The 12,744-nt window shown below is 47.2% G+C and carries 9 protein-coding genes; 4 read left to right on the top strand and 5 right to left on the bottom strand.

Annotation, left to right across the window (positions count from 1 at the left end; all coding sequences use genetic code 11):
- Nucleotides 1–79: 79 nt before the first annotated feature.
- Both H6G89_RS15610 and H6G89_RS15605 read left to right on the top strand, forming a co-directional pair.
- Nucleotides 80–1,372, top strand: coding sequence for a mannosyltransferase family protein (locus H6G89_RS15610; protein WP_309229913.1), 1,293 nt, complete (start codon nt 80–82; stop codon nt 1,370–1,372).
- 313 nt (nt 1,373–1,685) lie between these two features.
- Complete coding sequence (locus tag H6G89_RS15605) at nt 1,686–1,937, top strand: hypothetical protein (protein ID WP_190507909.1); 252 nt, start codon at nt 1,686–1,688, stop codon at nt 1,935–1,937.
- Between the two features lie 86 nt (nt 1,938–2,023).
- Here H6G89_RS15605 and abc-f read toward each other — a convergent pair whose 3' ends face one another.
- Complete coding sequence (gene abc-f / locus H6G89_RS15600) at nt 2,024–3,643, bottom strand: ribosomal protection-like ABC-F family protein (RefSeq protein WP_190507908.1); 1,620 nt, start codon at nt 3,641–3,643, stop codon at nt 2,024–2,026.
- A 188-nt stretch (nt 3,644–3,831) separates the two neighbouring features.
- Nucleotides 3,832–4,020, bottom strand: coding sequence for a hypothetical protein (locus tag H6G89_RS15595; RefSeq protein ID WP_190507907.1), 189 nt, complete (start codon nt 4,018–4,020; stop codon nt 3,832–3,834).
- Here H6G89_RS15595 and H6G89_RS15590 point away from each other — a divergent pair.
- A complete protein-coding gene (locus H6G89_RS15590) occupies nt 4,019–4,906 on the top strand; it encodes an alpha/beta fold hydrolase (RefSeq protein ID WP_190507906.1) in 888 nt (295 codons plus the stop codon). The two genes, H6G89_RS15595 and H6G89_RS15590, sit on opposite strands and share 2 nt — an antisense overlap.
- A 33-nt stretch (nt 4,907–4,939) precedes the next feature.
- Here the strand turns inward: H6G89_RS15590 and H6G89_RS15585 are convergent, their stop codons facing one another.
- Nucleotides 4,940–7,657, bottom strand: a complete 2,718-nt coding sequence (locus tag H6G89_RS15585; protein WP_190507905.1) for a TIR domain-containing protein — start codon at nt 7,655–7,657, stop codon at nt 4,940–4,942.
- Between the two features lie 260 nt (nt 7,658–7,917).
- Between H6G89_RS15585 and H6G89_RS15580 the strand changes: the two genes are divergently transcribed.
- A complete protein-coding gene (locus H6G89_RS15580; protein WP_190507902.1) occupies nt 7,918–9,585 on the top strand; it encodes a DNRLRE domain-containing protein in 1,668 nt (555 codons plus the stop codon).
- A 184-nt stretch (nt 9,586–9,769) separates the two neighbouring features.
- Here the strand turns inward: H6G89_RS15580 and H6G89_RS15575 are convergent, their stop codons facing one another.
- Nucleotides 9,770–10,213 carry a hypothetical protein gene (locus H6G89_RS15575; RefSeq protein ID WP_199336736.1) on the bottom strand — a complete coding sequence of 148 codons (444 nt, stop codon included), beginning with the start codon at nt 10,211–10,213 and terminating at the stop codon, nt 9,770–9,772.
- A gap of 617 nt (nt 10,214–10,830) precedes the next feature.
- Complete coding sequence (locus tag H6G89_RS15570) at nt 10,831–12,510, bottom strand: tetratricopeptide repeat protein (protein ID WP_309229912.1); 1,680 nt, start codon at nt 12,508–12,510, stop codon at nt 10,831–10,833.
- Between the last annotated feature and the right edge of the window lie 234 nt (nt 12,511–12,744).

The following is a 12,744-nucleotide window of genomic DNA, read 5'->3' as shown; positions in this document are numbered from 1 at the left end:
TCCCTAACTGGGGAATGGTTTCCCTTGCTGCTCCTCAGACGGTGGGGGCACTTTATCGTCTTTATCTCAGCCATTACGTGTGACCGATCAAGCCTTCGATTCACCTACGCCAAATCAGGCTCAATTGCCCTGGCAGGAGGCGTTTCGCTTTGCCACGGTGATGTGGTTATCCAGTCGTTTGGTGATCTTGCTGTGTTTGTTGGTGATTGCTCCAGCATTACCGACTCCAGAGGGGGGAGAAGCGGCGATCGCCAGTTGGGAAATCTTTTCACGTTGGGACAGTCGTATCTACGACACGATCGTGACCTTTGGCTACCAGTTTCAAAATGATGGTGAGGGGTACAACGTCGCTTTTTTTCCGTTGTTTCCCCTCCTGATCAAAGTAGCCATGGAACTCGGTTTGCCCTTTGAGGTGGCAGGCACTCTGATCAATAATGTTGCCTTTTGGGGTGCGCTGGTTATCCTTTACTGCTGGGTGCGGGAGGAGCATCATCAGGCGATCGCACGTTGGGCAACCGCTGCTTTAGCCTGGTGTCCGTTTTCGCTGTTTGGCACGGTGATCTACACCGAAGGCTTGTTTCTGCTGTGCAGTACGTTGGCGTTGCGATCCTTTGAGAAGCAACTGTATGGCTGGGCAGCGTTTTGGGGTGCATTGACCACTGCCATTCGTCCACCGGGAGTTGCTCTGATCCCCACGTTTTTGTGGGTGGCTTGGCGCGAACGACGAACTGCGATCGCCTATATCACTGCCATTGCTAGCAGTATGGGATTGCTGCTTTATACGCTCTATTGCGGGGTGCGGTTTGGGCAACCATTCGCCTTTGTCCTTGCTCAGCGAGGGTGGCAATCGGATGATCAGGCGTTTCATGGGGCAGTATGGCTCAGCCGTTTCATGGAGGTTCTAATTGGACCTGCTAACCAGGATGAAGGCAGAATCGTTGATCCCTGGTATCCGATCGCGTTGCTGATTTTGTTGGCTCTGGCAGTCGTGCTCTGGAGAACACGCCATCGACTTGGCTCGCCCAAAACGGGATATGGATTTTGCCTGGTGGCATTGGCTCTGTGGTTGCTTGGAGGCTCCATTCTGGTCAATCTGGTCATGGTATTTGGCGGAGCTTACTTGCTGTGGCACACCCGGCGTGATTTGGGTCGAGTGGCACTGACCTATGGTGTTTTTAGCTGGTTGATCATCCTCAGCACCGGCAGAACCACTTCGGCGGAACGCTATGCTTTTGGAGTGGTGACGTTGGCGATCGCGCTGGGGCTGTTGCTCAGTCGTTATCCTCGTTGGGGCTATGCCACGATGGTCTTTTTTGGCATTCTCATGGGAAGCCTTTCGGTGCGATTTGCTCAGGGGCTATGGGCGGGATGAGAGGGAAGAAGGAAGAGAGAAGAGAGAAGAGAGAAGAGAGAAGAAAGAAGAGAGAAAAAGGAAAGGATAAAGGATAAAGGATGAAGGATGAAGGATAAAGGATGAGGGATAAGGGATGAAGGAGAAGGGATAAAGGGCGATCGCGTAGGCTGTCATGAGTGCGGCATAACGCACTATAGATGTACTCAAGATGTACCCATGCTGATTGATTAATGACCTATGCTGATTTGATTCCTGAGACGGACGTAACCCCTCAGATCTGACTGAATACTAGAAATAAAGCCATTTCCAGACTTTATTGAAGTGTTTATTTATGTCAGTTGATCAACCTTCTAGCAATCCAAATCCTCCGTTTGTGACGCCAAACCCAGACGAGCTTCAATCGAGGGATGACCAAGCAGCAGTGCGTGAGCGGCTTGAGCAACAGCAAGGAACTGAAACCCAGCCCGATCATCCCTCAGCCGATGATTATGCGGTGGATAATAACGCGGATGAGGATCGTACCCTTGAAAATCGGATGGGTAACACTGGGTTAGGGTTACCCGTTCCACCGCCTGCGGACTGAATCTCTTCAGAACCTCTATTCGTAAGGGCAAAGCATTCGGGTAGCAGAGCTAGAAGTTCTGCTTGGAGGTTTCGCCTCTATGGCGTTTAATTGGTCAATTGCAACACCTCCTGGTAGAACGCATCCGGCTCGTTGGGTAAGTGATGCATCGCGTGTAGGGTGCAGTTTTGTAGGGTGTAAGCCTGAGTCACGCTCACCTGACTGAGAAACTCCAGGTCATGGGAGATGATCCACATCGCCCCTTCAAACCGATTTAATCCTGTAACCATCTGTTGTACGGTGTCCCAATCCAAATTATTGGTTGGCTCATCCAGCACTAACAGGTCAATCGTTGAGATGCTGATCAGGGCGATCGCCAGTCGTGCCAGTTCACCTCCACTGAGCACCGCAGCAGGTTTGTGGATGGCATCTTCAAAGAACAAGAAGTGCCCCAATTGTTGCCGCAATACCTGATAGTCCAGGTCAGGATTGGCAGATCGCATGTTCTCTAACAGAGTCTGGTGACGATCGATAAGAGCGTAGGACTGGTCGAGATAAACCACCCGCATCGGGTTAGCCGTTTGTACCCATTCACCGACTAATCGAGCGGATGTGTTCCCCGTCTCTGTCCCCAGAATTGCCTGAATCAAGCTGGATTTTCCAGAGCCGTTTGCTCCCAGAATAGCGAGGCGATCGCCTGTTTTGAGAGTGAGTGTCGCCGATTCGATCAGGCAACGGTCTTCGCGCAAAAGCCGAGTGTTTTGCAACTCAACTAATGTTCTGCGTTTGGGACTGGCTTCTCGGAGCACAACTTGCGTCGCCTTTGGAACAAATTGTTTAGTCGCTTCGACAGCCTGGGTTGCTTGAGCCACTGCCGCTTGATGCTTGAGTTTTGTAGCTCCTGCATTCGATGAGGCACGGTTGGCATAATAGTCGCGTGCCATTTTGCCCATACCACTGGCGATCGCGTGTCGATGTCCGTCTCGCTGTGAACGTGTGGCGCGGGTGAGTTCAGCTTGCAAAGCTGCTTTTGCCTGTTTTAGCTCCTTTTGAGCGGTTTCATGAGTTCTAATGGCGGCCTGGCGATCGCTCTCCTTCTTCGTCTGGTAAAACGTGTGATTGCCACCGTAAACCTTTAACTCGGTTGGGGTCAGTTCCCAGATGGTATTGACCACCTGATCTAAAAAGAATGGCTTGTGGGAGACGATAACAAACGCCTCTGGAAAGGTCTGCAACTGCGTTTGCAGTTGGTGTAATGCCCAAAAATCGAGGTGATTTGTGGGTTCGTCTAACAGCAATACATCGGGTTGTTGAGCCAGCGCGATCGCCAACATTAGACGAGTGAACTCACCGCCACTCAAGTTGTTGATGGATTGCTCCAAATCGAGCACTGTATCGAACCGTTCCTCTAGCCACTGAGTAACAACCCACCACTCTTCGATCGCGTTACTCAGAAATCCCAGCACCGTTTGTGGGGCGATCGCACGCTGCACCTGGCTAATTTGGGGTAGATAGTGAATCGTGCCTGTACTCGTGATCGTTCCTGATGTGGGTTGCAGTTGTCGCGCCAATAGTTTGAGTAATGTGGACTTACCGACTCCATTGACACCGACTAGACCAATGCGATCGCCTGGTTGAATGTTGAGGGAAAGATCATGAAATAGCGTTTTTGTAGCAGACAATTCATATGCCAAACAACTGGCATGTAAGACCGATTTTTGTTGCATGATGGCTCTGTCCTGATAACTTCATCAGCCCTGTTGTGGCGTTGGACTGGAACGCAATTCAGGAAGTCGCTAACGATGAAATCTGCTCCTTCTCCATGCAGGAATGAAGAGTGGAAGTTGGGTTAGCGACGCGCCGTGAGCTTCATGCGAGTGATGGAATAATCGTAGACAATACACTTTGAATGTCTTCAAAGATGCGGCAGTGGGACATCCTCCATTTGGGTGAACCCATGTCCTGGGTGAAGCGTCTCATCTCGTACCAATCTAAAGAATTTTGTTGGCAAATCAAGGCTGAGAGGGGCTTTGTCAGACATTCCTCGTGCGCGATCGCTCAAAACTGTGTAGCCTTGAAAAGGGAATTTAGATCGGGGAGCCATGCTGCAATTTCAACCGATTGGCTTTGGACAGCGCGATATTGAAACCTCATTGGGCGCAATGGTCTACTACACACCTGTTGCTACTCCCTGGGATGTGGATGAACAGCGACCCACCATGATTTTTCTCCACAGCCTCGGCGGAGGTTCCTCAGCCTATGAATGGTCAAAAGTGTATCCTGCGTTTGCGTCAGATTATCGAGTCATCGCGCCTGACTTAATCGGTTGGGGACAGTCAGATCACCCTGCTAAAGAGTACCGCCCTGAAGCCTACTTCACGGTGATTACTGAGTTAATTGAGCAAAGTGCCAGTGCCCCGGTGATCGTCTGTGCCTCTTCTCTCACCGCAGGGTTGGTGATTCGCCTTGCAATTCAACGTCCCGACCTGTTTCAACGATTATTGTTAGTAAGTCCCTCTGGTTACAACGAGTTTGGCTTAGACTACGGCAGGAACATTGCGGCTCAACTGGCAGGAACTCCCGTGATCGATCGCCTGTTGTACACATTAGGGGCGGCTAACGAATTGGCGGTGCGGAATTTTTTGCAACAATTTTTGTTTGCTGAGCGATCGCGCCTGACGAATGAAATCGTAGAAGCATACCTCGCTTCCGCACTACAACCCAATGCGGAATATGCTGCACTGGCATCTCTGCGCGGTGATCTGTGTTTTGATTTGTCGCTCTACATCGACCGCTTGAAAACCCCGACTGCCTTCTTTTGGGGCGAAGCTGCCCGATTTAGTTCTGTGGAGATTGGTAAACGGTTGGGACAGATTAACCCAACGGCAATTGAGGCACTTTATGCGATCGCTAACACAGGAGTTTTACCTCATTTGGAAACCCCTGAAGTTGTCATTGGTTTGATGTGGAGCTATTTGTATAAGATGTGAGAAACAAAACAAATCAATGTATTTCGGAAATGATTAGTGTAAGGCTCTACTATCTCTACTGAGGAGTTTGTCACACAAATATCGATCCTCTTCTTTGACGCTAGAATTGTTCTTCAAATAATCCTTTAACCAATCGCAGGATTGAGATAATAAATCGTTCAATGTTTGTTCGGACAAGTACTTGGAATATAAAGGGTTATCCTCTTTAGTTTTTTCTTGCTCTTGAATTTGCCAAATCCGGACTGTTTTATCTGTACTTCCACTAAACAATAAGCTTCCATCTGGATGGAAACATAAACTTGTGATGCCAGCAGTATGTCCCTTAAATGTTCTTGTTTCATCATTATCCAGTCGCCATAGCTTAATAGTTTTATCTAAACTTGCTGTCGCGACAGTATTCTGATTTGGGCTAAAACAACCAGCTAATACTTCGTTCGTATGTTCATCAAATACCTTAATCAGGTTGCCCTCTAAATCCCAAATTTTACAAATATTATCCGCACCAACTGAACCCAGTTGATTACAACCTAGATTGAAAAATATGTTATGAATCTCGGAACTATGAGCTTTCCAACTTCTCAATGGAGAACCGTCTAAGTTCCAGAGCTTAATGCTGCCATCGAAACCAGTAGATGCAAAGAAATGACCCTTGGGGCTAAAACGAACACTGGTGACTCTACCTGAGTAACCTTGTAAAGTTCTAATTAACTTACCTTCAGTTGTCCAAATATTTATTGTCTTATCGCTACTGCCGGATATAAGAAATTGCCCATCCGAACTGAAGCTAATACTATTAACATCATTTGTATGTCCTTGAAAAGTATTAATCAAAGTGCCATCTAATTGCCATAATTTGATTTTTGCATCTGCACTGGCTGAAGCTAAAATTTGACCGTTGGGATGAAAACAGATACTCGTTGTTCTGGGACTGTAAGTTTTAAAGCTTCTAATACAGATTCCATTCAACTGCCATAATCTAATTACTCTATCAGTGCCACTAGAGGCAAGAATCTGTGTGCTGGATACATCGATACAACTAATTCCTGCACTGTGAGCTTCTAAGATGCGCTTCTCTTGACCGACATACCACAACTTTACAGTACGGTCCGCACTAGCTGATGCCAAAACTTGCCCATCCGAGCTAAAACTTAGGCTTGTTACCCAATTTCTGTGTCCTCGAAATGTTTGAATAAGTTTACCGTTGAAATCCCAAAGTTTTACAGTATTATCAACACTAGCAGATGCAATAGTCATCCCATCTGAACTAAACTTGACGCACGTTACCCAGCCTTGATGTCCTTTCAATGCCCTAAACTCTCTATTATTAGTCCATAGTCGAACTGTATTATCAGCACTTGCTGAAGCGAGGAGTTTACCATCCGGGCTCATACTAACATCAGTTACCCAGGATTGATGAGCATTAATTTGCCTCAGTAGTGTACCATCAAGGCTCCAAAAACAAACTGTTTTATCTGCACTTCCAGAGATAAGAGTCTGACCATCTGGATGAAAGCAAATGCTACTAATCCACTCCTGATGCCCTTCTAAAACTTTGAGTAAGTTACCATGAAGTCCCCATAACTTTATAGTGGTGTCTGCACTAGCTGATGCTAATGTATGACCATCAGGACTGAAGCTTAAATCAGTAATTTTAGTTTCATGTCCTTGAAAGCTCTTAAACCTTTTACCGTTTAACAACCAAAAGCTGATTAATCCATTTGTAGTCCCTGATACAAGAGTCTGACAATCTGGACTAAAACAAATACAAGTAACATTCTCATCTTTTAGAGTTTTAATTAAAGCACCATCAGTACGCCAAATCTTTATTGCTCCATCAGCATCAGCTGTGGCGAGGACTCGGTTATCTAAACTAAAGCAAACATCGATTACATCGTGGTGATGTCCTTCAAAACGGTTTCGCTCTTGCATGCTAGCGAGGATGTGCTGAAACTTTAGAAAAACTCGATGCATGAGGGTTTCAGGTACTTTAGCTTCATACGCTTGTTTAGTAGCTTTGACGATAGAAACTAGAGCTCCAAGTTGGTCACGAGCAAGAATAAGAGCTTCAGATAGAGCATTTAAAGCTTCTACCTCAGCAATTTCCGCGCGTTTACGTTCTCGTTGAGCTTCTTCGTATAGCTCTTTCCAACGTTGAGCTTCTTGTCGTTCAAATTGTTGGCTTGCGATAATAAATTGAGCTTGAAGCTCGGTTGGTCTTGGATCTTTGTTAGCTCCTTGTGCAAGCCATTCCTCTGCATCTTCCAAATCACTTCCACGTAAGGAAAGGCTTGTGTCTCGTTCCTTCCTATCCCATTCATTTGCACGTAATAGCAAACGAGTATGAGCACGCACGTATTCCAAATCCAGATCCATCGCTTTGATTAATTTCTGCAAGCTCGTCTCAAAGTCGTCCTGCTCACGAAAGAAAATCCAGTTAAGAGCACTTAGAGCTGGAGGGATAGCTTTGGCATCAGCTTCACACCGCACGATTGGTAGAAGGCGTTTGTTGTGCTTAACTGCGTGTGCAATTTCTAAGCCACATACTTCTGACGTAACTGAATTTGGGCTAATAATAAATGCAAATGTATCAGCTGCTTCGACAGCTCCATAAATCTCTGTCAGCCAATCCGCACTAGGTGGAATATCTTGCCAATCAATCCAAGGGTCTCTATCTAAGCGAACAAGTGCCTCATAAAGTGCTTTAACAAAAGCAGTATCTTTGCGAGAGTAAGATATGAAGATGCCGACCATGTTAGTTATACTTCAAGAAGTTATTTTGATGTATTAATGCAAGAATACAGGCAAATTCAATGCAGAGTTGATTTTTGCAAAGGTTTATTGCTGAATAGTGATTTTAACGCTTCATAACCTCATTATCCTTTCTCGATAACCTCCCTGTACTAGGATTATTGAGGCTTTCATCCCTTCTTGGTGAATGCTGTTGTATTGCAGTGCCAACAGACTCTTTAGCTTGCACTTTGTCAAATTAACTTCACCTGAAAGCATCTATCATGACTCTCGGAAAATTTTTTGTTGTTGGTCTACCCGATACTCAAAAGTACAGCGAAAGCAATCCTCAACTCTTTAATGCTCAAACCGAGTGGATTGCTGCGCATCAAGCTGCTCTCAACATTCAGTTTGTCTCTCATTATGGAGATGTCGTTGAAAACGGTACGAATGCTGCATCCACGACCGAATACGCTAGAGCGGTCGCTGCTCTCGATATTCTACGACAAGCTAATGTTCCTCATGGGATTACTGAAGGCAATCACGACTCGTTACCCTTTGGTGTACGAATACCGGGCATTTATAACTATGACAACCGTAATTTCGTCGCCAATTTTGGGCCCCAATGGTATCAGGGTAAAAATTGGTATGGAGGGTCTTCTCCTTCTGGAACTAGCAGCTATCACTTCTTTAACGGAGGTGGGCGAACCTTTTTATCACTGCACATTGGGTTAGAAACCCCTCATGCTGAACTGGCATGGGCACAGGGAGTGATTAATCAGCACCGTGATAAACCTGTCATGGTGACAACGCATCGTTATATTCAAGATTCAGATGAGTATGAATTGAGTGAGCCAACCTACTTGTTTACTCGTCAATTTGAGTCAGGACGCATTCCCAATGCCTGGTATACAACCACTCCAGAGATTCTATATAACCCCAATGGTGTGTATGCAGAGGATTTCTTTAATCACTTTGTTGCAGCGAACCGTAATATTTTCTTAGTAAACTCTGGTCATGATGCCGAAGAGTTTAATCAGACAAGTGTGAACCGATTTGGTTTGCCTGTCCATGAGGTGATGGCAGATTTCACAGATCAACCCAATGGTGGTAATGGCTTTTTGCGGTTGATGGAGTTTGATACGGGAGGCGATCGCATCAACGTCACGAGCTATTCCCCTGTGTTAAACCAGTATTTGACGGATGCCGATAGCCAATTTAGCTTAACCGTTGACTTTGACCAGTATCGAGCGGTTAACCCAACAGTCTACTTCCAAAATGGAGTGAGTGGCTATCAGGGAACACAGGATACCTGGATTAGTGAGGCTTCCAGAGGTTCCAGCTATGGCAACGGGAGTGGTTTGATCGTGGATGATGATGTAAACAATAGTGTTTTTAGCGATCGCCAGGGACAAGCTCTGTTGCGGTTTGACAATATCATTGGTGATGCGGCTCTGGGTAGAATTCCGCGTGGTGCAATCATTGTTCGTGCCAACCTCAAGCTCACTGTCAAAGATGATATTGATAACCCACTGTATGATCCTGATTTTCGCCTGTACTTCATGCGGCGATCCTGGAGTGAAAGCTCAACCTGGGATTCACTCAGCAGCGGACTTAACGTTAACAGCGACTATGATGAGTTAATTAACACCTTCTCTGGTGATAATGACCCCAATGGGTTGACTGTGCGAAATCTCAACGTCACTCGTGCTGTGCAGCGTTGGGCAAATGGTGAAGCAAATTACGGGTTGGGAATTATCTCTGAGCGTATTAGTGGTAACGATGATGGAATTGAGCTTTACTCATCGGAAGCGAGTGAGATTATGTTCCGTCCTGTACTCGAAGTGGAATATACCCTCGGAAGTGCAGTACGCACTACTGTTACAGCAGTTAATAGCCTAATGCCAGCTACAACGTCGGTCAGTATTGCTCCTATATCCACTCTTGTTTGATGACACTATCCGTGCCTTTGCATGAAACACAGCTATGGCAAAACAAAGTTGTGTTTCATGCTTTTCTTCAGCTTTTGAAGTAGGTTTAATAAACTAGTAGATCTTCAACGCCCTGTTCTCTTAAAACACCTTCAGCTTGTTGAATTTCGTTCTCAGTGCCTTCTAACGTTACGACATAATTTCCTTATTGCAGGCGATCGCTATACACACCTGCCTGTGTATCGGGTACTCCATATTCAATTAACGCTTTCACCAAATTGTTAGATGAAATTGCAGCTGCTCCTGTACTGGCAACCCCTGCGGCTAGAGCAGCACCCAGGCTACCAGCAGCTAAAATTACACCCAATCCAGGTAGGGCTAAACTCGTCAACCCCAACATGACAAAGCCTGTTGCACTCATGGCAGTGACATCTTCGACCATGCCCGTTGTGCTGCGAACTTTTTTATCCCCAATCTCAGTGCTAACCTCTTGTCCGCTGATTTCCTCACCTGACTTATCAACATCTCGTGCAATTAAAGAGATGTGCTCTTTTGGAAAACCAGAATCATTGAGTTGATTTAAAGCGGCTTCAGTACTGTCGCGATCGGGAAACACGCCGATCGCTCTTTTCTGTTGAGTGGCTACCATAATTTTTCTTCCTTTAAGGTGCTTGGCAAACGCCAGAAACACGTTTATTTCAATGTCTTCACACCGCCATTTTTATGATTCCTGCCTAACAATCCATCACCCTGAAGAAAGAGCCTCACGGCAAAAAGCCAGAGTTTACTCAGAAACTCCGGCTTTTAGAGCGGGTAGTGCCCTGGAGGGAGGGAAGAATTGTGGGTGGTGTTCCAAACCTGTTGATAACCTCTGTAAGACCCCCTATAGTCCCCCTTGGTAAGAGGGACGGCGACAGCCGGGGGTTAGAAGCAACAGATCTGAAACACTACCAATTCACGTTAACTAACACACGGTTGTTGACTGGAGAGGTTTGCTATTGCCAAATCTGTGCAGTAAGAGAGATATCGAATGTGGCTACAGCTATAAATCCACAATCCTGAGTACAACTCGTCATAAATAAAGGTGGAATGGGGTGCAGGGGTGGAACCCCTGGCTGGGGGCACAGCCCACACCCCTGGTTTTATTTCCAAACCCTATCTGTGAATAATATAGCAGTCCTATCTGATTTGTGAAAAAGGTGATTTGTGAAAGTGCCCGCCCATCGGGCGGGCACTTTCACAAATCATTTAGGGTTGCTATAGTACTTAGAAACGAGATGCCGTGAGTGTTACATCTGCATGTCGCCAGGCTTCCTCAAACTGCGCTCGAATGGCTTGGGCTTCGTCGGTTCTACCTTGTGCTTGCACACTCTGAGCTAACCCATACAGCGACCAGCCATTGTTGGGATAGGTGGCGAGATCATCCCGGTAGGTCTGCTCCGCTTCGGCATAGCGTCCCGCTTGTAGCAATACGTTACCCAACGACTGCCGCACAGGAGAATACCAGGGTGAGGGTTCGTCGTAGCGGAGGGCATCCTCCAGGTCTACCCCCTGTTGCAAGTGGGCGATCGCCTGTTCGTAGTTGCCCTGTTTAGCCGCGATTTCACCTGCTAACACCTCCGTGGCAATCTCCAGGAGATGGCGAGTGGTGTTGATGTCCCAGATAGTGACTCCTTCTAAGGCAGGGCTAGCGGCGATCGCTCGCAGTCCTTCCAGTTCTTGAGCCGCAAGCGAGAGTTGACCTTTTGCAGCGTATGCCATACCCCGCGCAAAGTACCAGACCCCCGTTGGATAGACCAGATCTGCCGCAGGGGCAGGCTCCGAAAGGATCTCATCCCACATGCCAAACTTGACCTGCGTGTAGAGGGGAATCATGGAATAGTGTTGCAGTGTGCCATACCCTGGCTCTCGAATTAAGGATTGATCCGCCAATTTTGCCGTAGCTTCAGCGGCTTCAAGTGCCACATCCTGTTGACCTGCCATGACTGCTGCAAACCACATAAAGTGCTGGTTATGTGGCATATAAGCGATGGTATACAAGCCTTCTGGGTTGTGTTGGTGGACATAGCGAGCATCCGCTGCTGCCGCTTGTTGATTGGCAATCACCGCATCCTGGTAGCGTCCGACCCGAATGTAAATGTGTCCCGGCATATGCAACAAGTGAGCTGTATTGATATTGAGCGCGCGCAGGCGATCGGCTGCCTCAACCGCCAGTTCGGGACGCTCTGCCTCAACCGCATGGATGTAGAGATGTAATGCCCCCGCATGGTTGGGGTGGTTTGCCAACACTGATTCCAGTGTGGAGATGATCTCCGCTCCTTCGGGTTTAGGTTCGCCGTTTTCTTGCCAATAGTCCCAGGGGGTCGTGTCCATTAACGCTTCTGCGAATAGGGTTTGGGCATCCGGATCATCAGGATACTGGTGTGCTACCTGCCGCATGGCAGCGACATAAGCCTGGTTGAGTGCTGAACGATCTGCATCGGGGTCTGGGCTATAACGTTGTGCCATGGCGGTGATGTAAGCCTGCTCCTGAGGACTGGCGTACTCCCTCAGGGCGATCGCCTTTTGAATCGCTTCCCAGGCAGTGGGAATGGCTCCCTCTTCCATAGCGGCGTTGATGTTTGGACCTAACACATACGCCATGCCCCAGTAACACATCGCACAGGTAGGGTCGAGTTCGGCGGCTTTTTCAAAAGAGCGAAATGCCTCAGCATGATTGAACCCGTAAGCTAACATTAAACCCTGATCAAAGTAGCGTTGAGTCAACACATTGCGAGTTGAGATGGGATGCCGATAATTTCCCAAGTTGTTAAACAAGGGAACAACAGCGTATTCAGTGGCATGTTCAGTTTGAGTTGTTTGATCAGCGTGATCGTGAGCGATCGCCACTTGGGATGGAGTGATTGAAGTGTCAACAACACCGAACGTTAAGAGCAATGTTGTCACAAACAAAAGTGAACGAAACGTGTATGGAAACATCTTGGTAACCTTTGAGAAAAGAAGAATAAATCGGGTTAAACGCTTGTGCAAACCTACGCCAACGAAAGTCCGGGCGAACAAGAAAACTGGACTGAGATACAGCAGTTCTCCATGATGTATAGCTATCGCCACTTCATCTAGAGCAGAGGGATGTGGGGGCTGCGCCTTCAGCCAGGGGTTCCACCCCTGCCTAACCCCAAG

Source organism: Oscillatoria sp. FACHB-1407 (genome assembly GCF_014697545.1).
Classification (GTDB): domain Bacteria; phylum Cyanobacteriota; class Cyanobacteriia; order Elainellales; family Elainellaceae; genus FACHB-1407.
Note: the sequence above shows the minus strand (reverse complement) of the source record. Positions and strands in the feature narration are given on the sequence as shown.